At 71.6% G+C, this 22,215-nt stretch carries 20 protein-coding genes and 1 riboswitch; of the genes, 10 read left to right on the forward strand and 10 right to left on the reverse strand.

Annotated elements, in window-relative coordinates; translation table 11 throughout:
* Nucleotides 1-111 precede the first annotated feature (111 nt).
* Genes AC07AL_RS02215 through AC07AL_RS02225 form a run of 3 tightly spaced genes read right to left on the reverse strand, consistent with a single transcriptional unit; the run spans nucleotide 112 to nucleotide 3,340 of the window.
* Nucleotides 112-1,188 carry a threonine aldolase family protein gene (locus tag AC07AL_RS02215; protein WP_363585907.1) on the reverse strand — a complete coding sequence of 359 codons (1,077 nt, stop codon included), beginning with the start codon at nucleotides 1,186-1,188 and terminating at the stop codon, nucleotides 112-114.
* On the reverse strand, nucleotides 1,185-1,943 hold the full coding sequence (locus tag AC07AL_RS02220) for an SDR family NAD(P)-dependent oxidoreductase (RefSeq protein WP_350875646.1): 759 nt from the start codon (nucleotides 1,941-1,943) through the stop codon (nucleotides 1,185-1,187). Before AC07AL_RS02220 ends, AC07AL_RS02215 begins: the two co-directional genes overlap by 4 nt.
* Nucleotides 1,940-3,340 carry a DUF6421 family protein gene (locus AC07AL_RS02225; protein ID WP_363585902.1) on the reverse strand — a complete coding sequence of 467 codons (1,401 nt, stop codon included), beginning with the start codon at nucleotides 3,338-3,340 and terminating at the stop codon, nucleotides 1,940-1,942. Before AC07AL_RS02225 ends, AC07AL_RS02220 begins: the two co-directional genes overlap by 4 nt.
* A 516-nt stretch (nucleotides 3,341-3,856) precedes the next feature.
* Here AC07AL_RS02225 and AC07AL_RS02230 point away from each other — a divergent pair.
* The 5 genes from AC07AL_RS02230 (at nucleotide 3,857) to AC07AL_RS02250 (ending at nucleotide 8,347) form a co-directional block, all read left to right on the forward strand.
* The gene (locus tag AC07AL_RS02230) at nucleotides 3,857-4,750 is read left to right on the forward strand and encodes an ABC transporter substrate-binding protein (protein WP_478316515.1); all 894 of its coding nucleotides are present in this window, start codon (nucleotides 3,857-3,859) and stop codon (nucleotides 4,748-4,750) included.
* A gap of 161 nt (nucleotides 4,751-4,911) precedes the next feature.
* Nucleotides 4,912-5,733 (forward strand): amino acid ABC transporter permease, encoded by an 822-nt coding sequence (locus AC07AL_RS02235; RefSeq protein WP_350875703.1) that lies wholly within the window; start codon nucleotides 4,912-4,914, stop codon nucleotides 5,731-5,733.
* Complete coding sequence (locus AC07AL_RS02240) at nucleotides 5,730-6,485, forward strand: amino acid ABC transporter ATP-binding protein (RefSeq protein ID WP_063350137.1); 756 nt, start codon at nucleotides 5,730-5,732, stop codon at nucleotides 6,483-6,485. Before AC07AL_RS02235 ends, AC07AL_RS02240 begins: the two co-directional genes overlap by 4 nt.
* Before the next feature lie 207 nt (nucleotides 6,486-6,692).
* Complete coding sequence (locus tag AC07AL_RS02245) at nucleotides 6,693-7,259, forward strand: DUF5134 domain-containing protein (protein WP_478316517.1); 567 nt, start codon at nucleotides 6,693-6,695, stop codon at nucleotides 7,257-7,259.
* A 140-nt stretch (nucleotides 7,260-7,399) separates the two neighbouring features.
* On the forward strand, nucleotides 7,400-8,347 hold the full coding sequence (locus AC07AL_RS02250) for a M56 family metallopeptidase (protein ID WP_363585899.1): 948 nt from the start codon (nucleotides 7,400-7,402) through the stop codon (nucleotides 8,345-8,347).
* 62 nt (nucleotides 8,348-8,409) lie between these two features.
* Here AC07AL_RS02250 and AC07AL_RS02255 read toward each other — a convergent pair whose 3' ends face one another.
* Entirely contained in the window at nucleotides 8,410-8,841 is a 432-nt protein-coding gene (locus AC07AL_RS02255) for a MarR family winged helix-turn-helix transcriptional regulator (RefSeq protein WP_363585898.1), read from the reverse strand.
* Nucleotides 8,842-8,928: 87 nt separating this feature from the next.
* Here AC07AL_RS02255 and AC07AL_RS02260 point away from each other — a divergent pair, with 87 nt between their 5' ends.
* Together AC07AL_RS02260 and AC07AL_RS02265 are read left to right on the forward strand one after the other, a co-directional pair.
* Nucleotides 8,929-10,443, forward strand: a complete 1,515-nt coding sequence (locus AC07AL_RS02260; protein ID WP_363585897.1) for an MFS transporter — start codon at nucleotides 8,929-8,931, stop codon at nucleotides 10,441-10,443.
* A 263-nt stretch (nucleotides 10,444-10,706) separates the two neighbouring features.
* On the forward strand, nucleotides 10,707-11,285 hold the full coding sequence (locus AC07AL_RS02265; protein ID WP_244293512.1) for a TetR/AcrR family transcriptional regulator: 579 nt from the start codon (nucleotides 10,707-10,709) through the stop codon (nucleotides 11,283-11,285).
* A 77-nt stretch (nucleotides 11,286-11,362) separates the two neighbouring features.
* Here the strand turns inward: AC07AL_RS02265 and AC07AL_RS02270 are convergent, their stop codons facing one another.
* Nucleotides 11,363-12,229: a helix-turn-helix domain-containing protein gene (locus tag AC07AL_RS02270; RefSeq protein ID WP_063350131.1), complete on the reverse strand. Its 867-nt coding sequence runs from the start codon at nucleotides 12,227-12,229 to the stop codon at nucleotides 11,363-11,365.
* A 418-nt stretch (nucleotides 12,230-12,647) separates the two neighbouring features.
* Here AC07AL_RS02270 and AC07AL_RS02275 point away from each other — a divergent pair, with 418 nt between their 5' ends.
* A complete protein-coding gene (locus tag AC07AL_RS02275) occupies nucleotides 12,648-13,169 on the forward strand; it encodes an ATP-binding protein (protein WP_363585896.1) in 522 nt (173 codons plus the stop codon).
* 379 nt (nucleotides 13,170-13,548) lie between these two features.
* Here AC07AL_RS02275 and AC07AL_RS02280 read toward each other — a convergent pair whose 3' ends face one another.
* The gene (locus AC07AL_RS02280) at nucleotides 13,549-13,812 is read right to left on the reverse strand and encodes a DUF397 domain-containing protein (RefSeq protein ID WP_363585895.1); all 264 of its coding nucleotides are present in this window, start codon (nucleotides 13,810-13,812) and stop codon (nucleotides 13,549-13,551) included.
* Nucleotides 13,813-14,371: 559 nt separating this feature from the next.
* Here AC07AL_RS02280 and AC07AL_RS02285 point away from each other — a divergent pair.
* Nucleotides 14,372-15,349 carry a hypothetical protein gene (locus AC07AL_RS02285; protein WP_363631498.1) on the forward strand — a complete coding sequence of 326 codons (978 nt, stop codon included), beginning with the start codon at nucleotides 14,372-14,374 and terminating at the stop codon, nucleotides 15,347-15,349.
* 424 nt (nucleotides 15,350-15,773) lie between these two features.
* A riboswitch (cyclic di-AMP (ydaO/yuaA leader) is annotated at nucleotides 15,774-15,944 on the forward strand.
* Nucleotides 15,931-17,313, forward strand: a complete 1,383-nt coding sequence (locus AC07AL_RS02290) for a transglycosylase family protein (RefSeq protein WP_478316520.1) — start codon at nucleotides 15,931-15,933, stop codon at nucleotides 17,311-17,313. (Overlaps the previous riboswitch by 14 nt.)
* Before the next feature lie 109 nt (nucleotides 17,314-17,422).
* Here AC07AL_RS02290 and AC07AL_RS02295 read toward each other — a convergent pair whose 3' ends face one another.
* From AC07AL_RS02295 to AC07AL_RS02310, 4 genes are read right to left on the reverse strand one after another with little or no spacing between them, the layout of a single operon-like run.
* Nucleotides 17,423-18,442 (reverse strand): LacI family DNA-binding transcriptional regulator, encoded by a 1,020-nt coding sequence (locus tag AC07AL_RS02295; RefSeq protein WP_208869121.1) that lies wholly within the window; start codon nucleotides 18,440-18,442, stop codon nucleotides 17,423-17,425.
* A 25-nt stretch (nucleotides 18,443-18,467) separates the two neighbouring features.
* The gene (locus AC07AL_RS02300; RefSeq protein ID WP_478316522.1) at nucleotides 18,468-20,186 is read right to left on the reverse strand and encodes a glycoside hydrolase family 13 protein; all 1,719 of its coding nucleotides are present in this window, start codon (nucleotides 20,184-20,186) and stop codon (nucleotides 18,468-18,470) included.
* A gap of 37 nt (nucleotides 20,187-20,223) precedes the next feature.
* Nucleotides 20,224-21,129: a sugar ABC transporter permease gene (locus AC07AL_RS02305; RefSeq protein ID WP_363585891.1), complete on the reverse strand. Its 906-nt coding sequence runs from the start codon at nucleotides 21,127-21,129 to the stop codon at nucleotides 20,224-20,226.
* A 40-nt stretch (nucleotides 21,130-21,169) separates the two neighbouring features.
* A complete protein-coding gene (locus AC07AL_RS02310; RefSeq protein WP_363616967.1) occupies nucleotides 21,170-22,171 on the reverse strand; it encodes a carbohydrate ABC transporter permease in 1,002 nt (333 codons plus the stop codon).
* Nucleotides 22,172-22,215: the final 44 nt, after the last annotated feature.

A 22,215-nucleotide genomic window follows, 5' to 3' on the forward strand; every position in this document is an offset into this window, starting at 1 on the left:
TTGCCCCCGCTCTCTCGCGGCGACTCCGGAACTGTACGGGGACAGGACCGCCACATGCAAATCGCCCCCGCCCGGGGTCCCGGGCAGGGGCGATCCGATGTTCAGGCGCCGTCAGACGCGGCCCATCTCCTCGGCGATGGCTGCCACGAAGCCGTCGATGTCGGCCTCCGTGGTGTCGTACGAGCACATCCAGCGCACCTCGCCGGTGTGCTCGTTCCAGAAGTAGAAGCGGTAGTGCTTCTGAAGCCGCTCGCTCACCTCGCGCGGGAGGATCGCGAACACCGCGTTCGCCTGGACCGGGCGCACGATCTCGACGCCGTCGATCCCGCGAACGGCCGCCTCCAGCCGGCTGGCCATCGCATTGGCGTGCCCGGCATTGCGCAGATAGAGGTCGCCGGAGAGCAGCGCCTCGAACTGGACGGAGAGGAAGCGCATCTTCGAGGCGAGCTGCATCGAGGTCTTGCGCAGGAACTTGATGTTCCGCACCCGCTCGGGGTTGAGCACCACCACGACCTCGCCGAACAGCAGGCCGTTCTTCGTACCGCCGAAGGACAGCACGTCGACGCCCACGTCCGTGGTGAAGGCGCGCAGCGGCAGGCCGAGCGCTGCGGCGGCGTTGGCCAGGCGGGAGCCGTCGACGTGGACGAGCATGCCGAGCTGGTGGGCGTGCTCGGTGATCGCACGGATCTCGTCGGCGGTGTAGAGGGTGCCGAGCTCGGTGCTCTGGGTGATGGAGACCGCGAGCGGCTGCGCGCGGTGCTCGTCGCCGAAGCCCCAGGCCTGCTGGTCGAGCAGCTCGGGGGTGAGCTTGCCGTCCGGGGTGGGGACGGTGAGCAGCTTGATGCCGCCCATCTTCTCCGGGGCGCCGCCCTCGTCCACGTTGATGTGGGCGGATTCGGCGGCGACCACGGCACCCCAGCGCGGGAGCAGCGCCTGGAGGGCGACCACGTTGGCGCCGGTGCCGTTGAAGACGGGGTGGGCCTCGGCCTTGTCGCCGAAGTGGCGGCGGAAGACGTCCTGGAGGTGGGCCGTGTAGTCGTCCTCGCCGTAGGCGATCTGGTGGCCGCCGTTGGCGAGGGCTATCGCGGCGAGGATCTCCGGGTGCACGCCGGCGTAGTTGTCGCTGGCGAAGCCGCGGACGGCGGGGTCGTGCCGCCGTACCGCGTCCGTACGGGTGAGGTCGGTCATCGGGCTGTCAGCCACAGGTGCTGTCCGTTCAGTTCTGCTGCGGGGCGGTCCCAGAGGCCCGCCAGGTGTCCGGCGAGGTCGGCGGTGTCGGTGAAGCCGGCGAACTTCGCCTCCGGCTTCTCGGCCCGCATTTCGGGGCTGACCAGCGCCTTGATGACCAGGATCGCAGCCGCTGCGGTGGGCTCGCCGTCGGGGGCGGTGGTCTCCTTCTTGAAGGAGTCCGCCATGGCGAGGGTCCAGGCCTCGGTGGCAGCCTTGGCGGCCGCGTAGGCGGCGCCGCCGGCGGTGGGCTTGTGCGCGGCGGCAGCGGAGATCATCGCGTAGCGGCCGGCGGAGCTGCGGACCAGGGCGGGCTGGAAGGCCAGCGAGGTGTGCTGGAGGGTGCGCACGACGGTGTCGTGCAGGAAGTCCCAGTCGTCCAGGCGGGTGTCGAAGAAGGTCTTGCTGCCGCGCCAGCCGCCGACCAGGTGGAACAGACCGTCGACATGGCCGTGCTCGGCCTCCAGGTGGTCGGCCCAGTCGTGGACCTCCTGCGGGTCGAGCAGGTCGATCACCTGTCCGCTGACCTTGGCCCCGCGCACGGCGATGCGGGTGGCGTCCAGCGCGGATTCGAGGCGCTGGGCGTCGATGTCGGCACCGATCACGGTGGCGCCGTCGGCGGTGAGGCGGCGCAGCACCGCCTGGCCGGCCGGGCCGCTGGCTCCGGCGACGGCGATGACCTTGCCGGTCAGCGGGGACTTGGTGGTCGTGGTCACGCGGCGGCTCCCTGGATACCGGTGCCGGTGATGCCGGCGGTGGCGGCGATGACGCCGCCGAGCTTCTTGGACAGGGCCTCGTAGAACATGCTCAGCGGGAACTCGTCCGGGAGCACCGCGTCGCACAGCGCCTTGTTGAGGGCCTTGCCATCGGTGATGTCGAGCGGCAGCGCCTCGGAGCCCTTCGCCCAGGTGGAGGCGGGGTGCGGGGTGAGGTAGCGGGAGACCAGCTGGTAGGCGGCGATCCAGTGGGCCGGCTTGGGCCGGTCGATGCCGTCGCGGTAGAGGGTCTCGATCTCGGCGCAGAGCGCGTTGGTGACCTGCGGGGCCCGGTCCCAGTCGATGCTGAGGCGGTTGTCGCGCCAGCGCAGCGCGTCGTGCTTGTGCAGGTAGGCGAAGAGCAACTGGCCGCCCATGCCGTCGTAGTTGCGGACGCGGTCGCCGCTGACCGGGAAGCGGAACAGGCGGTCGAAGAGGATCGCGTACTGGACGTCGCGGGCGTGCGTGTTGCCCTCGGCCTCCAGTTTCACCGCCTCCTTGAAGGTGGTGAGGTCGCAGCGGAGCTCCTCCAGGCCGTACATCCAGAACGGGCTGCGCTGCTTGATCATGAAGGGGTCGAACGGCAGGTCGCCGTGGCTGTGGGTGCGGTCGTGGACGAGGTCCCACAGGACGAAGGTCTCCTGCGCGCGGTCCTGGTCCTTGAGCAGGCCCTCGGCGTCGGCCGGGATCTCCAGGCCGAGCTGCTGGACGGCGCTGGTGGTGACGGCGCGGAAGCGGGCGGCCTCGCGGTCGCAGAAGATGCCGCCCCAGGTGAAACGTTCCGGCGCCTTGCGCACGGCCACCGTCTCGGGGAAGAGCACGGCGGAGTTGGTGTCGTAGCCGGCCGTGAAGTCGGTGAAGGTGATCGGCACGAACATCGGGTTGTCGAAGCGGGTCCGCTCCAGCTCGGCCAGCCAGTCGGGCCACACGACGCTCAGCAGGACGGCTTCCAGGTTGCGGTCCGGGTTGCCGTTCTGCGTGTACATCGGGAAGACGACGAGGTGCTCCAGGCCGTCCTCGCGCTGGTCGGCGGGGTGGAAGGCGAGCAGCGAGTCCAGGAAGTCGGGCTCCCGGTAGCCGGTGTCGGCCCACTTGGCCAGGTCCGCGTCGACGGCGGCCAGGTAGGCGGCGTCGTGCGGGAACAGCGGGGCGAGCTCCTCGACGGCGCCGCGGACAGTGGCCAGCAGCGGGTCGACGGTGTGCCGCTGGACGGCGGACAGGTCGATCGAACCGTCCTTGGACTGCAGCGGGCGCAGCGTCTCGACGGCCTCCTTCAGGCGCAGCCAGGCCGGGTGGCCGGCGAGGGTCGAGACCGGGGCGTCGGCCGCCGCAGCGAGCCTTGGCGAAAGATTCTGCATCGGGGACTCACTTCGACAGGAGTTATTTCAACGGAGACACCATAAGTACGAAAGGTTCTCCTGTTCAAGGGGGTCGCGACCGACAAAGCTTCGGCGTGGCTCCGCCGAGACCCTGGTGGGGCCACGGGGCGCGGGCCCGCCGGCCGGGCGTCCGCCATGTGGACAGGGATCTGGATGTTCTGGACAGACGCACTGTCGGAATGCGAACCTCCCGCCATGCTCCCGGCGGTGATCACGGTGACCGAGTGCCACATCGGCCTTTTCCGGGCGCCCTCTTGTTGTCACGCCTGCTGTCGCGTGCGCGGCCTCTGCCGCCGCTGTCGCTGATCCGGCTCGGAGGGCGCCGCGGACGCGGGCCCGTACGCCGACCATGCCGTGTGTGTTCCGGCGCCGCCACCGGGGGGAAGTGACCCGCCGGGCCCGCGGCCGGCCCCGGCCCGCCCGTCGCCTCCCCTGTCCCACCCGGCCCCTGCCTCCTCCCTGTCCCGCCCGGCCCTTCCTCACTGGAGCCCTGCCATGACCATCCGCAAGCCGTCCGCCGCACTGCCCCTCGCCGCACTGCTCGCCGTGGCCGCCGCGCTGACCGCGTGCGCGCCGCAGGACGCCAAGTCCGACGGGGCCGCCGCCTCGGGCTCCTCGGGTGCGGCCGGTACCGCCGCGGGCTGCGCGCCGGGAGCGCTGGCGACCCGGACGGCGGGGACGCTGACCGTCGGCACCGACAAGCCCGCGTACGACCCGTGGTTCACCGAGGACAAGCCGGAGAACGGCAAGGGGTTCGAGTCCGCCGTGGCCTTCGCGGTGGCGGAGAAGCTGGGCTACCCCAAGGAGAAGGTCAGCTGGGTGGTCGCGCCGTTCGGCAAGGCCACCTCGCCCGGGGCCAAGGACTTCGACTTCGACGTCAACCAGGTGTCCATCAGTGACGAGCGCAAGCAGGCCGTCGACTTCTCCTCCGGCTACTACGACGTGCGCCAGGCCGTCATCGCGCTGAAGAACTCCAAGGCGGCGGGCGCGAAGAGCATCGCCGACCTGAAGGGCGCCAAGCTGGGCGCGCAGGTCGGCACCACCAGCCTCGACACCATCACCGACACGATCAAGCCGAGCGTCCAGCCGGCCGTGTTCGACTCCAACGACCTCGCGAAGGCCGCGCTGAAGAACGGCCAGGTCGAGGCGCTCGTGGTGGATCTGCCGACGGCCTTCTACATCACCGGCGCCGAGGTGCCGGAGGCGCAGGTGGTCGGCCAGTTCGCGGGGGCCACGCAGGGCGAACAGTTCGGCCTGGTGCTGGACAAGGGCTCGAAGCTGACCGGCTGCGTGTCGCAGGCGGTGGACGCGCTGCGCTCCGACGGCACGCTCGCGAGGCTGGAGAAGCAGTGGCTCTCCGACGCCGTCTCGGCACCGGTGCTCAAGTGAGCGGCGACGCGGTGGCGGCCGGTCCGGCGTCGGTCGCCAAGGGCCGGGACGGGAAGGGCCGCGCCGGGAAGGGGCTCGAAGGGGGTGACCTCGACGGGGAGGGCCTCGACGGCGGCGGGGGCAAGGGGGACGACGACGGCTACCGTCCGTCCGAACGGCGGCTGGCGCACGAGGCGTACCGGCGCGGCCGGGCCCGCCGGTCGGCGCTGATGGCCGCCGGGTCGACCCTGGCGACGGCGGTCGCGCTCTACCTGCTGGTCGTCAACTCCCCCGGCTGGGAGGTGACTCGGAAGACCTTCTTCAACGCCGACTACGCCCGCCAGGCGCTGCCCGAGGTACTGAAGGGGCTGCGGCTCAACCTGGAGCTGATGCTCGGCTGCGGCGCCCTGATCCTGGTGTTCGGCCTGCTGCTCGCGGTGCTGCGGACGCTGCGCGGGCCGGTGTTCCTGCCGGTGCGGCTGCTGGCCACCGCGTACGTGGACTTCTTCCTCGGGCTGCCGATGATCATCTGCCTGCTGGTGATGATCACCGGGGTGCCGGCGCTGCGGCTCGGCGGGGTGACCACCGATCCGCTGGTGCTCGGCGGGGCGGCGCTGGTGCTGACGTACTCCGCCTACGTGTCGGAGGTGTTCCGCTCCGGCATCGAGTCGGTGCACCCCAGCCAGCGGGCCGCGGCCCGGTCGCTCGGGCTCACCAACGCGCAGGCGATGCGGTACGTGGTGCTCCCGCAGGCCGTGCGGCGGGTGGTGCCGCCGCTGCTGAACAACCTGGTCAGCCTGCAGAAGGACACCGGGCTGGTGTCGATCGGCGGGGCGATCGACGCGGTGTACGCGGCCAAGATCATCGCGGCCCGGTCGTTCAACTTCACGCCGTACCTGGTGGCGGGACTGGTGTTCATCGTGCTGACCATTCCGCTGACGCGGTTCGCCGACTGGCTGACCGCACGGACGAACCGTCGGCAGTTCCAGGGAGGTGCGGTGTGAGCGGGGACGTGCTCCGACTGGAGTCCGTGCGCAAGACCTTCGGCGGCCAGGTGGTGCTGCGCGACGTGGGGTTCGCGGTGCCCGAACACTCGGTGACGGCACTGATCGGGGCGTCCGGCTCCGGCAAGTCCACGCTGATGCGGTGCGTCAACCTGCTGGAGGGGATCGACGACGGGGCGGTCTTCCTGGACGGGGAGGAGATCACCGACCCGCGCGCGGACCAGGACGCCGTCCGCCGCCGGATCGGCGTGGTGTTCCAGTCCTACAACCTGTTCCCGCACCTGACCGTGCTGGAGAACATCACGCTCGCCCCCCGCCGGGTGCACGGACGGGGGCGGGCCGAGGCGGAGGCGGAGGCGCTGGGGCTGCTCGACCGGCTGGGGCTGGCGGCCAAGGCGAAGGAGTACCCGGACCGGCTCTCCGGAGGACAGCAGCAGCGCGTCGCCATCGTGCGGGCGCTGGCCACCGGGCCCCGGCTGCTGCTGCTCGACGAGATCACCGCGGCGCTCGACCCGGTCCTGGTCGGGGAGGTGCTCTCGGTGGTGCGCGACCTCAAGGAGCAGGGCATGACGATGGTCCTGTCCACCCACGAGATGGGGTTCGCGCGCGAGGTGGCCGACCAGGTCTGCTTCCTGGACGACGGGGTGGTGCTCGAACAGGGGCCGCCGGAGCAGGTGTTCGGCGATCCGCGGGAGGAGCGGACGCGACGGTTCCTCAGCCGGGTCGTCGCCTCGGGGCGGCTCGCGGGCTGAGCACCGGCCGGGGCGGCGGAGCGTGTGCCCGGTGGCCGCACACCGGGGGCACCACTGTGCGCCCCGGTGCGCGCCCTGCCCGCGCCCCGGCCACAGCGGTGATCGTGGACTGGACGACCGTCCAGACCGCGGTCGGCGGGCGACGGTGTGGCGGGCCGCACCGCACCGCCGCCGGCCGCCCGCCCTCTCCGCCCCGGGAGGCCGCCGTTGCACGGACCCTCGCTGATCAGCTGGCTGCTCGCGCTCCTCACCGCCACCGCCGGCGCCTACTGTCTCACCCGGCTGCGCCACTCCCCCTGCGCCGCCGACACCACTCACCACTTCGGCGCCCGCCGCCTGCTCGCCCGGGAGTCCGACGCCGCCGAGGCCCTGATGGGGCTCGGCATGGCCGCCATGGCCGTGACCGGCGGCGCCGTCCCGGCCACCGTCTGGGCCTGGGTGTTCGGTCTCCCCGCCACCACCTTCCTGCTCGCCGCCGTACGCGCCCCGGCCCGCCGGGCACACCGGCTGCACCACGCGATCGGTGCGCTCGCCATGACGTACATGGCGCTCGCGATGACCGCCACCCCCGGCCATCACCACCACGCCGCCGACGCCGGCACGCCGCTGCTGACCGGCTCCCTCCTGCTCTACTTCGGCGGCTACTCCCTGTGGGCCGGCACCCGGCTCCTGCACACGGCCTCCGGGACCGTGGCACTCGGCACCGCCGGCCTGCCCCGGGCCTGCCGGCTCACGATGGGCATCGGCATGTTCGCCATGCTCCTGACCATGTGAGCCCGGATCGATCCAAGAGCCCATCCCTGACGTGGCGTTGGTCACTGGCCGGTCGAAAGCCGTTCCTCCGGACGTCATCAGCGCATAGGTTGGCAGGGAGCGCGTTGTCGCGTTCCGTGCGTACTCGGGGAGCCCATGCGATGACTGCCCTGATCGGCCTGCTGCTGCTCGGACTGCTGCTCTCGACCGTCGCGCCCCGGCTGCTGGCCCGGGCCCGCTGGGCGGAGCGCGAACCGGTGCTGGCGCTGCTGGCGTGGCAGTGCCTGGTGGTGGCCGTGCTGCTGTGCTGCGTCCTGGGCCTGCTGCTGGCCGCCTCCGCCGCGCTGCCCGAACTGCGCGCCCTGGTGTTCTCGGGCGCCCCGCACGGCGTCGAGGCCGCGTACGGCCTCCAGGACGCCGAGGGCTGGGGCCGACTGTGCGCCGCGGTGCTGGCGGCGGGCGGCCTGCAGACGGTGCTGGCGCTCACCCGCGAAGTCCGTTCCGCGAAGGCGATCCGCGACCACCGACATGCTCAACTCACGGTCCGTGCTCCGGAGTTGCCCGAGGCCATCGCGTCCGCCCGCAGCCGCCGGGAGCGGCTGGTGGTGCTGGAGAACGTCCGCCCGGAGGCGTGGTCGCTGCCCGGCCCGGACTCCCGCCTGGTGGTCACCACCGGCGCCCTCCAACAGCTGACCGACCGGGAGTTGGCCGCCGTCCTGAGCCACGAGCGCGGGCACGTCCGGGCCCGGCACCACTGGCTCCAGCAGTGCGCACAGGCGCTCGCCTCCGGCTTCCCCGGGGTCGGCGTGTTCAGCGCCTTCCGGGCCCAGGTGGAGGAGCTGGTGGAGCTGGCGGCCGACGACCGGGCGGCGCGCCGGCACGGCCGGCACACCACCGCCCTCGCGCTGGCCGAACTCAACCTGGACCGCGGGGTGTTCGGCTCCTGCCCGCCTGGTCTGGCGCAGTCCCCGCGGCGGGTGGACCGGCTGCTCGCGGGCCGTCCTCGGCTGTCCGTCCCGCACCGGCTGCGGCTCACCGTCGTCGCCCTCGCCGCACCTGCCGCGGCCGTCCTGCTGGCCGTCGCCCCGGGGCTGACCTCGCTCCTCTGAGAAGGCCCGCACCCCTTCGGAAAGGTCCGATCCGGGCGTCGGCCCACCGAGTTGACACCAGGTCAGCTTGCCGGCGGCTCGCCCAGCGGCCCGAGCGGAGCGCCGAGGGTCAGTTCGAGCACCTCGCGATGGAGCGGCCTGGCCTGCTCGTACCGCTCCCGACCGGTCCCGGTCAGGGTGATCACGATGGCCCGCCGGTCGCTCTCGCACATCGCCCGGGTGACCAGCCCGCCCTTCTCCAAGCGTGCGATCACCCGGGACAGCGCGCTCTGGCTGAGGTGGACGGTGTGGGCCAGCTCCTGCGCCCGCAGCGCATGACCGCCGCCCTGGCACCCCTCCACCAGGCGCTCCAGCACCTCGAACTCGCTCACGCCCAGTCCGCACTTGTCACCCAGCTCGCGATCGAGCATGCAGGCCGTGGCGGCATGCCGGGCCAGCAGGTCGCGCCATTGCGCGACGAGACCGGCCTCCGCCGGGGAGTCGAGATCAGCCACGGTGCCACCCTAGCACGTGCGCCGTAAAATTATGTGTTCACATCTTATTCATTTGCATTGAATGCACGTGCATGTACTGTCCTCCCCATGACCACCGCGACCGCCACGTCACCCGACGCCCCGTCAACCAGCGGGCTGAGCTGGACACCCCGCCTCTGGGGCACCCTGATCGTGCTCTGCGCCGCCATGTTCCTGGACGCCCTGGACGTCTCCATGGTCGGCGTCGCCCTCCCGTCCATCGGCTCCGAGCTGCACCTCTCCACCTCCGCCCTGCAATGGGTGGTCTCCGGCTACGTGCTCGGCTACGGCGGCCTGCTGCTGCTCGGCGGCCGCGCCGCCGACCTGCTCGGCCGCCGCCGGGTCTTCCTCGTCGCCCTGGGCGTCTTCGCCGCCGCCTCGCTGCTCGGCGGCCTGGTCGACGACGGCGGGCTGCTGATCGCCGCCCGCTTCCTCAAGGGCGTCAGCGCCGCCTTCACCGCCCCCGCCGGCCTGTCGATCATCACCACGACCTTCGCCCAGGGCCCCGCCCGCAACCGGGCGCTGTCGATCTACACCACCTGCGGCGCCAGTGGCTTCTCGCTCGGCCTGGTGCTCAGCGGGCTGCTCACCTCGGTCGGCTGGCGCTGGACGTTCCTGATGCCCGTTCCGGTCGCACTGCTCGCCCTGCTCTTCGCGGTCCGGCTGCTCCCCCGCCCCGCCGAGGAGCGCGCCAAGGGCGGCTACGACGTGCTGGGTGCGATCACCGGCACCGCGACCGTGCTGCTGCTGGTGTTCACCGTCACCGAGGCGCAGGGCGTCGGCTGGCTGAGCCTGCGCACCGTCGGCTCGCTGGTCGTGGTCGCCGCACTGGCCGCCGCCTTCCTGCTGGTGGAGAGCCGCACCGCCCACCCGCTGGTCCGACTCGGCATCTTCCGCAACGGCTCGGTCGCCCGGGCCAACGTGATCGCCTTCGCCATGGCCGGCGCGTACGGCGGGTTCCAGTTCGTCGTCACGCTCTACCTGCAGCACCTGCTGGGCTGGTCGGCGCTGCAGATGGCCCTCGGGCTGCTGCCGGCCGGCGCGTTCATCGCGCTCTCGGCACCGTTCATGGGCCCGATCGTGGACCGCTTCGGCACCGGCAGGCTGCTGCCGATCGGCCTGCTGGCCCTGGTCGGCGCGTTCGCACTGTTCCTGCGGCTGGACGAGCACAGCTCGTACCTGGGTCTGGTCCTGCCCTCGATGCTGCTGCTCGGCGTGGGCTTCGCGCTGGCCTTCCCCTCGGTGAACATCGCCGCCACCGACGGCGTGGGCGACGAGGAGCAGGGTCTGGCCTCCGGCCTGGTCAACACCGCGATCCAGGTCGGCACCGCGGTGGTCCTGGCCGGCGCGACCGCGATGATCGCCGCCGGCAGTGCCGGCGGCGACAGCCCGCAGGCGCAGCTGGACGGCTACCGGCCGGCCCTGGTGTTCGTCACGGCGGTCGCGCTGTTCGGCCTGCTGATCGCCGCGGTGGGCGCCCTGGTCGACCGGCGGCGGACGTCAGCTCCCGCGCCGGTGCGGGACTACGATTACCCCCCGGTCGGGTCGAGCACGGCGCGGACCGAAGTCCTGACCAACCGCTGACCGTCGACCGCCGCCCGGGGCCGGCCCCCCGGCCCCCGCCGTCGGACAATGGCGCCGGCTCCACCAAACCCCCGTTTTGGTGGAGCCGGCCGTCTTCTGTACCGGGCGCCCGAGCGGCGCCCACCGGCGCGCGGTTTCACGGTGCGACTACCGGCTCCGCCAGTATATTGGCCCGGAGCCAACGAACGTTCGGAGCAGACACGATGGCACCTCGCGGGGATTCGGTCAATGAGGAGATGCGGCAACGCTCCCGTCTGCGCATCATGCGAGCCACCGTCGAACTGGTCGACCGGCACGGATACGCGGGCACCACGCTGACCGACATCGCCGAGCGGGCCGGGCTCGCGCGCGGGCTGCTCTCCTACTACTTCGACGGGAAACGGCTGCTGATGCAGTCGGCGACGCACCGGATGATGCACCAGTCGCTCTCCGGCGCGCTCGCCGAGCTGACCCCGGACGCCACGCCGGCGGCCCGGCTGGCCCGCGCGATCGACGCGGTTCTCACCCTCGCCCTGGAGCATCCGCGGGTGATGCGCTCGCACCTCGCGCTGATCCTGGACCCGGACTCCGGCGCCTTCGTCCAGGACCCGGAGCAGCAGCAGCTCGGCGCGATCCTCCAAGGCCTGCTGCTCGACTGGGGCGCACCGGACCCGGCCGCCGAGCACGCGGTGCTGCGCAGCGCGCTGATGGGCGGCTGCATCGGGGTGCTGCTGCCGGGCGCCGAACTCCCGCTGGCACTGATCCGGGCCGACCTGTTCCGCCGCTACGACCTGCCCTGGGAACTGGGCACCCCGCCGCAGGCACTGCCGCCGGAACGCGAACGGCCGCCGGCCCGCGGCTGACGGCGGGTGGACGGCGGCTCGGTGTCCGGGCGACCGATCGCGGGAGCCGGACCCGTACGCTCTGCCGGGAGTTCCTCTCAGCGCTCCTTGAGGATCGACGCCAGCAGGTCCACGGTCCGCTCCGGCGTGAGGCTGTCCACGCAGAGCCGCTCCATGACCTGGATGTACGCGTCGACGTCGTCCCGCTTGTCGAGGTACAGCGCGCTGGTGAGCTGCTCCAGGTAGACGACATCCGCGAGGTCCTGTTCAGGGAAGCGCAGGATCGTGAACGCCCCGGACTCCCCCGCGTGCGCGCCGAATCGGAACGGCATCACCTGGATCACGACGTTGGCCTGCTCGGCGACGTCGATCAGGTACTGCACCTGGCCGCGCATCACCTTGGGCCCGCCGACGGGGCGGCGCAGCGCGGCCTCGTCGATCACGGCCCACAGTCGCGGGCTGGCGCCCTCGGTCAGCAGCTTCTGGCGACGCAGGCGGAGGCTGACCCGCCGCTCGATCTCCTCCTCGCTGACGACCGGCCGACTCTGGCCGAAAACCGCCCGTGCGTACTCCTCGGACTGCAGCAGTCCGGGGATGAACTGCACCTCGTAGGTGCGGATCAGCTGGGCGGCCTCCTCCAGGCCGACGTAGGTCTGGAACCAGCCCGGCAGCACGTCGTTGAAGCTGTGCCACCAGCCGGACTTGTTGGCCTCGCGGACCAGCCCGAGCAGTGCCTCCCGCTCCAGGCCGTCGTCCACGCCGTAGAGGCTGAGCAGGTCGGCGACGTCGCGCTCCTTGAAGCTGACGCGGCCGAGTTCCATGCGGCTGATCTTGGACTCCGAGGCCCTGATCGCGTAGCCGGCGTCCTCGCGCGTGATGCCGCGCGTCTCACGCAGGCGACGCAGCTGAGAACCGAGGAGGATCCGGCGGACCATCGAGCCGCCGCCCGGCTGAACTGTGGTCATGCGGTCGAAACCTCCACCTAGGGCAAACAGCGCACAGTCTGCCATCAGTTGAGCGCTCACGGTGCCGATACTGACGGATGTTCCTATCAGTTCCACACTCCACACACCAGGATGCACGTGCATCCGGCGCTTGCATATGCCAATAGTGCGACTGCACGTGAATCGACTCTTGCATCTGCAGTGAGCGCACACCACCATGGTGCACGTGCACCTGCACATCCCTGGCATTCCCGCGGGCTCCGCGTCGACCCCACGCGCGACTCCGTGCACCGACCCGGCAGCGTTCCCCCGCGCCACCGGGGGTTCGTGTGCGCGCGCGCTGGTCGAGGGGGCGGCCGAGCGGCCGAGCGAGTCGGAGGTGACCGGCATGACCCCGGCGGGTCCAGCCGTGTCCGCCCCCTTATGGGAGGAGCTCTTCATGAGCACCGGTACGGCTTTGGCGGTTGACCCCCATGTGGTCACCTGTACGCTCGCTCCTCGCTTCGAAGCCGTCAGAACCGCGCGCGACTTCGCCAGAACCTCTCTTCAGCGCTGGGGCCTGATGGAGCTGTTCGACGACGTCGCGCTGGTGGCCTCGGAGCTGGTGACCAACGCACTGCGGCATGCGATCGGCGCACGGCCCGACCCTGCGGGTGGCGTCCAGGGCGAGTACGACTTTCCCATACAGCCGACCCCTGAGGGCCGGCTGCCGATCCGAATAAGCCTGGTCCACCGCTCCCCCCAGGTGGTCTGCGCGGTGAGCGACCCGAGCTGCATCGGCCCGGTCGCCCGGGAGGCGGACTTCGTCGCCGAGTCCGGCCGCGGACTGCACCTGGTGGAGTCCTTCAGCCGCTCCTGGGGTTGGCACCCGCTGGGCAGCGGCAAGGTGGTCTGGGCCCTGTTCGAGGCAGAGCCGGCCACCGGTTCCGAACTCGGTGGACGGCACCGGCGCTCGGCCTAGCGCCAGGCGGCGCGCGGCCGGCCGAGGGAGGCCCCGGGAGGACCGCACCCCGGGCTCCGCGGAGCGGATCGACGGGCCTGGCACAGGTGCGCCACGGGCTCCGGCCCAGCCCTCAGGGCGATTCCCGCGACGATTCCCGGGCCTGTCTCCCGGACGAGCCGGCCGGACCGACGGCCGGGCACCCCGGCGGCCCGACTCCCGTCCACGTCCGGGCCCCCAGCCGTGCGCGGGACCACCCGCCACACCTGCGCGCGGTCGGCCGCGAGAACGGCCGCCACGAGAGCGCCCGTCATGTGGCCCCGGACCGGCCCCGGACAAGACAAAGGCCGTCGCGGTGTCAGCACCCACGACGGCCCCCCGATGGCAGGACGGCGGCCGGTCAGACCGCCAGGTGGTCGAACTCCCCGTCCTTGGCCCCCAGCAGCAGGGCGGCGATCTCGGCCCGGGTGTAGATGAGCGCCGGACCTTCCGGGAAGCGCGAGTTGCGCATCGCCACATCGCCCCCCGGCAGGGCCGCGAACTCGACGCAGTTCCCCTGGGAGTTGCTGTGCAGGCTCTTCTGCCAGACAACCCCCTTGAGGTCGGCGGCCGCCATCCCGTTGTAGGTGTCGTACGAGCCGTACGTGTCCTGCGAGTCGTGCATAGAAATCTCCCGAAGAGCTCCGGAGTGGTCGTCCAGCGCGGCGCTCCCGGCACCCGCCGAACGAACGGACCGGCCCCGTACCGGCCCGGCACAACGCCTCACTTGACGCGATGATAGCTGCTGTGCACGTGCATCAGCACGGGACATTGCAGGTGCACGAGGCCTTTCACCGGCAGTTCTGAACTCTTCACGGACCCTTCTCCTGACGGTACGTAAACGGACATAGCCGAGTGAATCGCCAGATTCTCGATAACCGGCCGTGAGCGATTCCCCGCTGAATGTTGATCTTCAGACGCCCGGAGTCGCGCCTTCGTGACCCTCCGTCAGGCGACCTCCCGGCTGTGAGACATCTCACGCGCCACAGAAGCAACTCGACGCCCCGTCGGACACGTCAGGGCAACCAGCGGTGATCGCTCGAAGGCTGGGTGAGATATGTCCGGATTGCGGGCAAACCGCCCGGACGGACACGACGGGAGCGCGGCGCACCCGCCATGACCACGTGAAACTCGAACGGCAGCCGAATGCAGGCCTGACGGGCCGATGTCCTACGATCTCCGGCATGAGCACCGCAGCCATCCCGGGCGCGCCACTGCCCGTCCGCACTCCAGGCTCCCGTGCGCGGGGGCGCCACCGTCGCCCCGAGCGCCCCGAGATCCCGGCCGGATCCCCGGCCCTGGTGCTCGCCGTGCCCGCGACCGCCGGGCCCGAGTCCCGCTCGGTCGTCGAGGAGCTGCTGTCGATCGTCCGCAGCGAGCAGGGCGACATCCAGACCGCCGTCGGCTACCTCCCGGGCGAAGCCGCCCAGGGCGCCGACAGCGACGACCGCACCGTCGCCGAACTGCTGGCCATGGCCGCCGAGGCCGGCCTGCCCGCGCCGGTCCTGGTGCCGCTGGTACCCGGCCCGCACGGATTCCTGACCGAACTCCACGCCCTCGCCGCCGAGTACGGAGCCCCCGTCACCGACGTGCTCGGCCCGCACCCGCTGCTCGCCGAGGCCGTGCACGTGCGCCTGTCCGAGGCCGGCCTGGCGCGTGCCGACCGGGCCCGGCTGTTCGCCATCGCGACCGCCGCGGACGGTGTCGTGCTGACCACCGTCGGCGGCGAGGAGGCCGCTGCCGCTGCCGGCATCACCGGTGTCCTGCTGGCGGCCCGGCTGGCCGTCCCGGTCGTGCCCGCCGCGCTCGACGTGCCGGGCTCGGTCGCCGCGGCCGTCAACCACCTCAAGGAGACCGGCTCCCAGCGCCCGGCGCTGGCCCCGCTGGTGATCGGGCCGGAGGCCGACTCCGAGCTGCTCGCCACGGCCGCCGAGGAGACCGGCTGCCCGTCCGCGGCGCCGCTGGGCGCCTACCCGACGGTCGGCCAGCTGATCGCCTCCACCTACCTGGCCGCGCTGCCGGCGCCCTCCCCCGAGGCCCTGGCGCGGGCCGAGGCCGAGGCGGCGGAGGCCGCCGAGGGCACCCACGCCGACCACTCCGGCCGGGGTGGTCGCGCCGCTCACGCCGCTCACGCCGCCGCCGAGGAGTCGGCCGGCCAATAGTAGCGGTCACCGTACGTGTGAAGGGCCCGGAACGGCTACGTTCCGGGCCCTTCCCGCTTGTCCCGTAAGGGAGTTAAAGGACGAATAGGTGTGATGTCCGTTCTATCCGCATTTGTTCACCATCGCTCGACGCACCCCCCGACGGCCACAGTGCGGACACGCCGCTCTCCCGGCGGGCAGGCCCCCGGGCGACCCGACCCACCGTCACCCGCCTCCTGAAACGCAGACAGTTGCGCGCACCCTTCGCGGCGTTGCCGGAAATCGGTCATTTCCGATCATGACAAGTGAGGAGAACGACCGTTCTCGCCAAACCGTGATGCGCGTCACAGGTGTTTGCAGTTTGAACTTAAGTCTGCTTAACGTGCTCCCCGTTCGTGGCCACACGAACCCAGTTCATCCGCGACGCCGAGTCCTGCCGTCGGATGTCCTGGCAGCGCGAAAACGCACCACGGCAGGAGCGGGGGACCCACAGGTAAGTCGCCCCGGACCGTTCCCCGGAACGATCCAGGGCTAGGGGTGAAGCCGCGCCCACAGCGCGGCCGGGCAACTCCAGCCCGAATCCGACAGCTCACCTCGCAGGCGTGGGAGAGGACTGCGTCTTCATGCTGCCCACCAACGGCACCCGTCTGTCCAGTCGTACCCGACGCGTGATCGCCGCCGTCGGCGTCGCGGGCGTCGGCCTCACCATCCCCTGCCTCACCTCCGGCACCGCCTCCGCCGCCTCCGTCGCCACCTGGGACAAGGTCGCCCAGTGCGAGAGCACCGGCAACTGGAGCATCAACACCGGCAACGGCTTCTACGGCGGCCTGCAGTTCACCTCCAGCACCTGGGCCGCCTTCGGCGGCACCGCCTACGCCCCCCAGGCCAACCAGGCCACCAAGGACCAGCAGATCGCCGTCGCCGAGAAGGTCCTCGCCTCGCAGGGCCCCGGCGCCTGGCCGGTGTGCTCGGTCCAGGCCGGCCTGACCAAGGGCGGCACCCCGGCCGCCGTCGACACCTCGGCCGGCTCGGCTGCCGGTTCGACCGCCACCAAGCCCGCCGCGAAGCCGGCCGCCCCGGCCGCCAAGCCCGCGCAGACCCAGACCCCGGCCCCGGCCGCGAAGCCCGCCAAGCCGGCCGCACCGGCCCAGGACCAGGCGCAGACCCCCGCCGACTCCACCAACGGCACCTCGGCCCAGAAGGGCCAGAGCCAGGCCCGGAACAGCGCCCAGCCCCAGGCCGACGACTACACCGTCGCCTCCGGCGACTGGCTGTCCTCGATCGCCGACAAGCACAACCTCCAGGGCGGCTGGCAGCGGCTGTACGAACTCAACCGCGGCACCCTGACCGAGGGCCCGGACTCCATCTACCCGGGCCAGCGCCTCTCGTTCAAGGACGGCGGCCAGGCCCAGCAGTCGGCTCAGGCCGACCGGTCCGGCTCCGGCTCGTCGGCCACGTCCGGCTCGGACTTCACCTGGTTCGACCGCTCGCAGAAGTCCGGCCAGACCTCCAACGGCGCTGTCGCGAGCGCCAAGCCGGCCGCCCAGCCCCAGGCCCCGGCCACCAAGCCGGCCTCCAAGCCGGCCGCCCAGGCTCAGACCCCGGCTCAGACCCCGGCCGCCACCGGCAGCATGGCCGCCGCGGTCTCCTTCGCCCAGTCGAAGGTCGGCCAGGCGTACGTCTACGGCGGTACCGGCAACGGCGGCTGGGACTGCTCCGGCCTGACCCAGGCCGCGCTGCGCGCCGCGGGCGTCTCCGTCCCGCGCGTCGCCGCCGACCAGGCCGCCGCCAGCACCCGCGTCTCGCTGGACAGCCTGCAGGCGGGCGACCTGCTGTTCTGGTCCAACAACGGCCAGAACTCCGGCGTCTACCACGTCGCGATCTACATCGGCGGCGGCCAGTACGTCGAGGCCGCCAACCCGAGCTCGGGCGTGCGCCTGCAGACCGTCGCCAACTGGGCGCCGGACTTCGCCGGCCGGGTCTGAGCACGACCGACGGGTGACAGCCGACAACTGACGGCTGACCCGGCACCCGGGCGGCACACAACGGGCCCCGGAGAGCAACTGCTCTCCGGGGCCCGTCCGTTGACCGTCCTCAGCGCGCGCAGGCCCCCGTGGACCCGCGCATGACCAGCTCCGGCTGGAACATGAACTCCCCGCGCTGGACCGCGTTTCCGCCGACCTCCTCCAGCAGCGCGTCCACCGCCGCGGTCGCCATCGCCTCGACCGGCTGGCGGATCGTGGTCAGCGGCGGCTCGGTGAAGGCGATCAGCGGCGAGTCGTCGAAGCCGACCACCGAGACGTCGTGCGGCACCGACAGCCCACGCTGCCGCACCGCCCGGATCGCCCCGAGCGCCATCATGTCGCTGCCGCAGACGATCGCCGTGCAGCCCTTGTCCAGCAGCGCGCCGGCCGCCGCGTGCCCGCCCTCCACGCTGAACAGCGTGTGGTGGACGAGTTCCTCGGCCTCCTCCTGGCTCCGTCCCAGCACCTCGCGCATCGCCGCCGTGAAGCCCTCGATCTTGCGCAGCACCGGCACGTACCGCCGCTGCCCGACCGCCAGCCCGATCCGCTCGTGCCCGAGTTCGGCCAGGTGCTGGACGGCCATCCACATCGCGGCCCGGTCGTCCGGCGAGATGAACGGCGCGTCGATCCGCTCGCTGTAGCCGTTGATCAGCACGAACGGCACCCCTCGCCCGGTCAGCCGGGCGTAGCGGTCGTGGTCGGCGGTGGAGTCGGCGTGCAGCCCGGAGACGAAGACGATGCCCGCCACGCCCCGGTCGACCAGCATCTCGACCAGTTCGTCCTCGGTGGACCCGCCCGGTGTCTGGGTGCACAGCACCGGGGTGTACCCGTGCCGGCTGAGCACCTGCTCGATCACCTGGGCCAGTGCGGGGAAGATCGGGTTGCTCAGCTCCGGCGTGATCAGCCCGATCAGGCCGGCGCTGCGCTGGCGCAGTCGGGTCGGCCGCTCGTAACCGAGCACGTCGAGCGCCGCCAGCACGGTCTGCCGGGTGGCGGCGGAGACGTTCGCCTTGCCGTTGAGTACGCGGGAGACGGTGGCTTCGCTGACCCCCGCCTGCGCCGCGATGTCTGAGAGTCGCGCCGTAGTCACGGTCCCAGAGCCTATTGCAACCACGTCAGACCGCCCACCAGCCGGTGCTGTCCGGCGCGAGCACCGTCTCGCCGCCGTCGACCACCAGCTCCACCGAGGAGAGCAGCAGCTTTCCGGGCGCCGCTATCCGGACCGGCGCGTCCGTGGCGTTGACGGTGCAGACGAAGGAGCCGCGGCGGAACGTCAGGGTCCCCTCGGGGCCCTCCAGCCACTCCACGGCCGTCCCGGCGCCGAGGTCGTCCTGGGAGCGGCGGACGGCGAGCGCGCTGCGGTACAGCTCCAGGGTGGACGCCGGGTCGCCGGTCTGCGCCTCGACGCTCAGCTCGGCCCACTCGGCCGGCTGCGGCAGCCAGGACGGCCCGCCGGCGACCGGGCCGAAGCCGTACGGGGCCTCGGTGCCGGACCACGGGATCGGGACGCGGCAGCCGTCGCGGTAGCCGTCCTGCCCGGCCTTGCGGAAGAACGACGGGTCCTGGCGGACCTCGTCCGGCAGGTCGGTGACGTCCGGCAGACCGAGTTCCTCGCCCTGGTAGATGTACGCGGAGCCGGGCAGCGCGAGCATCAGCAGGGTGGCGGCGCGGGCGCGGCGCAGGCCGAGCTCGCGGTCGCCGGGCGTGCGGATCTGGGTGCCGAGGCCGGGCGGGTTGGCGAAGCGGGTGGCGTGCCGGGTGACGTCGTGGTTGGACAGCACCCAGGTGGTCGGGGCGTCGACCGGGCGCATCGAGTCGAGCGAGACGTCGATCACCTCGCGCAGCGCGGCGGCGTCCCAACCGGTGCCCAGGTACTGGAAGTTGAAGGCCTGGTGCAGCTCATCGGGGCGCACGTAGTTGGCGGTGCGCTGGACGGTCGGGGTCCAGGCCTCGGCGACGCCGATCCGCTGGCCCGGGTACTCGTCGAGGATCTTGCGCCAGCTGCGGTAGATCTCGTGCACGCCGTCCTGGTCGAAGAACGGCATGACGTCGTTGCCGAGCAGCTTGAGCTGGTCGGAGCCGCCGAGGTCGGGCAGGCCGGGGGCCTTCACCAGGCCGTGGGCGACGTCGATGCGGAAGCCGTCGACACCCATGTCGAGCCAGAACCGCAGGATCGAGCGGAACTCGTCGGCGACGGCCCGGTTCTCCCAGTTGAAGTCGGGCTGCTCGGGGGCGAACAGGTGCAGGTACCAGTCGCCGGGGGTGCCGTCCGGGTTCTCGCTGCGGGTCCAGGCCGGGCCGCCGAAGATGGACTCCCAGTCGTTGGGCGGCAGTTCGCCGTTCTCGCCCTTGCCGGGGCGGAAGTGGTACCGCTCGCGCAGCGGGGACTCGGGGCCCTCGCGCAGGGCGCGCTGGAACCATTCGTGCTGGTCCGAGGAGTGGTTGGGGACGAGGTCGACGATGATCCGCAGCCCCAGCTGGTGGGCGTCCCGGATGAGCGCGTCGGCGTCCAGCAGGCTGCCGAACATCGGGTCCACGGCGCGGTAGTCGGCGACGTCGTAGCCCGCGTCCGCCTGCGGCGAGGCGTAGAACGGCGAGAGCCAGACCGCGTCCACGCCGAGGTCGCGCAGGTACGGCAGGCGGCTGCGGATGCCGGGCAGGTCACCCATGCCGTCGCCGTTGGAGTCGGCGAAGCTGCGCGGGTACACCTGGTAGATGACCGCGTCTCGCCACCAGCCTCTGGACGCGCCGCCAGTCGCAGGAGCCGGGGTGACCGCCTCGTGGGCGGCGGCGTCGGCGGCAGGCCGGGAGGTGTCGGCCAGGTTCTGGGTCATGGACGGTATCCCTTGGGGACTAGAGGAGCGAGGAGCGTTACGACTTGGAGGCACCGGCGGTCAGACCGGTGACCAGGTGGCGCTGCACCAGGTAGAAGAAGGCTGCCGACGGGATCGCGATCAGCACGGCGGTCGCGGCCATCAGGTTCCACTGGGCGTCGTGCTCGCTGACGAAGGTCTGCAGGCCCACGGCCAGCGTGTACTTGTCGGAGCTGAGCATGAAGGTGGAGGCGAACGGCACCTCGGCCCAGTACGTGAGGAAGGAGTAGAAGGCGGCCACCGCCAGGCCCGGGCGGGCGAGCGGCAGCACCAGCCGCCAGAAGGTGCCGAACGGGCTGAGCCCGTCGACCCGGCCGGCCTCGTCGATCTCCACCGGGATGGTGTCGAAGTAGCCCTTCAGCAGCCACGCGCAGTACGGCACGGTGGTGGTCGAGTAGACCAGGATCAGGCCCAGGTAGCTGTCCAGCAGGCCGAGGTCGGAGAGCATCGTGTACATCGGCACGATCAGCACCGCGATCGGGAACATCTGGGTGACCAGCAGCGACCACATCAGCGGCCGGTGGCCGGGGAAGCGCATCCGGGAGACGGCGTAGCCGGTGGTGGCGGCGACCAGGACGCCGAACACGGTGGTGACGCCGGAGACCAGCAGGGCGTTGCCGAACCAGGTGAAGAAGTCCGTGTCGAACAGCACGTGGTGGTAGTTCGACAGCGTGAGCTTGTCGAGGATCGCGCCGGGGTGGAGGTAGTCGGTCTTGTCCGGGCCGAGCGAGACGAAGAGGATCCACGCCACCGGGAACAGCGCGATCAGGCCAGCCACGATCAGGGTGCCGTGGGACAGCGCCCTGGCCAGCAGGCTGCTCTCACCGCGCCGGCGGACCTTGGCCGGCCGGGCGGCCGGGGCCACGGTCGTCGCGGGGGTGGGGAGTTCGGTGGTGGTGCTCATCGGGGGTACCTGCCTTCGTGGGTCAACTGGGTCCGGGGCCTCAGCCGTTGGCCTGCTCGTTGCGGGCGAGCCAGCGCCGGTAGAAGGCGGTGAAGACGATCAGGATGGACAGCAGGATCACGCCGTAGGCGGCGGACTGCGCGTAGTCCCGGGGGATCTGGCCGAAGCCGAGGCGGTAGGCCCAGGTGACCAGCAGCTGGGCGTCGGGCGCACCGGTGCCGAAGAGCAGGAAGATGACGTTGAACTGGTTGAACGTCCAGATCACGCCGAGCAGGACGACGGTGGAGGAGACGGCCCGCAGCCCGGGCAGGGTGACGTACCGGAAGCGCTGCCACGGCGTGGCGCCGTCCATCTCGGCGGCCTCGTACAGCTCGGCCGGGATCGACTGCAGGCCGCCGAGCAGCGAGATCATCATGAACGGCACGCCGGCCCAAGTGTTGACCAGGATCGCGGCGGACTTCTGCGCCCACGGGTCGGTGAGCCAACCGGGTTCGGGCAGGTGGAGGAAGGCGAGCATGCTGTTGACGACACCGCCGTCGGACAGCATCAGTCGCCAGGAGAAGACGGTGACGAAGGTCGGCACGGCCCAGGGCAGGATGAGCAGCATCCGGTAGACGGCGCGGCCGCGCAGCTTCTTGTTGAGCAGCAGGGCGAGGCCCAGGCCGAGGGTGTAGTGCAGGCAGACGCAGATGGCCGTCCAGGCGATGGTCCAGACGAAGTGGGACCAGAAGCGGTCGTACGAGCCGGGGCCCCACAGGATGTCGGCGTAGTTGTGGAAGCCGACGAAGTCGTAGCTGGCCGGGATCTCGTTGACGCCGATCTTGCGGGCGACGTTGAGGCTGTTGGCGTCGGTCAGGGTGAGCCAGAGGCCCTGGACCAGCGGGTAGAGCACCAGCGCACCGAGGACCAGCACCACGGGGGCGATCATCGCGTAGGCGTACCAGTGCTTGGCGTAGGAGCGCTTGACGCGTTCCAGCAGGCCCGGACGCTGCTCGCGCTCCGGGCTGCCCTTGCCGGTGGCGCCCTGCACGGCGACTGACATCGATTGACACCTTCTCGGGGGGAAGTCTCGGGGAGAGCGGGTCC

The sequence above is a fragment of the Kitasatospora sp. NPDC043949 genome (genome assembly GCF_056435365.1).

Excerpts from the sequence above, each read along its gene's own strand:
- AC07AL_RS02215 (WP_363585907.1), bottom strand. The coding sequence starts at position 1,188 with ATGACCGACCTCACCCGTACGGACGCGGTACGGCGGCACGACCCCGCC.
- AC07AL_RS02225 (WP_363585902.1), bottom strand. The coding sequence starts at position 3,340 with ATGCAGAATCTTTCGCCAAGGCTCGCTGCGGCGGCCGACGCCCCGGTC.
- AC07AL_RS02230 (WP_478316515.1), top strand. The coding sequence starts at position 3,857 with ATGACCATCCGCAAGCCGTCCGCCGCACTGCCCCTCGCCGCACTGCTC.
- AC07AL_RS02250 (WP_363585899.1), top strand. The coding sequence starts at position 7,400 with ATGACTGCCCTGATCGGCCTGCTGCTGCTCGGACTGCTGCTCTCGACC.
- AC07AL_RS02260 (WP_363585897.1), top strand. The coding sequence starts at position 8,929 with ATGACCACCGCGACCGCCACGTCACCCGACGCCCCGTCAACCAGCGGG.
- AC07AL_RS02265 (WP_244293512.1), top strand. The coding sequence starts at position 10,707 with ATGCGAGCCACCGTCGAACTGGTCGACCGGCACGGATACGCGGGCACC.
- AC07AL_RS02270 (WP_063350131.1), bottom strand. The coding sequence starts at position 12,229 with ATGACCACAGTTCAGCCGGGCGGCGGCTCGATGGTCCGCCGGATCCTC.
- AC07AL_RS02275 (WP_363585896.1), top strand. The coding sequence starts at position 12,648 with ATGAGCACCGGTACGGCTTTGGCGGTTGACCCCCATGTGGTCACCTGT.
- AC07AL_RS02280 (WP_363585895.1), bottom strand. The coding sequence starts at position 13,812 with ATGCACGACTCGCAGGACACGTACGGCTCGTACGACACCTACAACGGG.
- AC07AL_RS02285 (WP_363631498.1), top strand. The coding sequence starts at position 14,372 with ATGAGCACCGCAGCCATCCCGGGCGCGCCACTGCCCGTCCGCACTCCA.
- AC07AL_RS02300 (WP_478316522.1), bottom strand. The coding sequence starts at position 20,186 with ATGACCCAGAACCTGGCCGACACCTCCCGGCCTGCCGCCGACGCCGCC.
- AC07AL_RS02305 (WP_363585891.1), bottom strand. The coding sequence starts at position 21,129 with ATGAGCACCACCACCGAACTCCCCACCCCCGCGACGACCGTGGCCCCG.
- AC07AL_RS02310 (WP_363616967.1), bottom strand. The coding sequence starts at position 22,171 with ATGTCAGTCGCCGTGCAGGGCGCCACCGGCAAGGGCAGCCCGGAGCGC.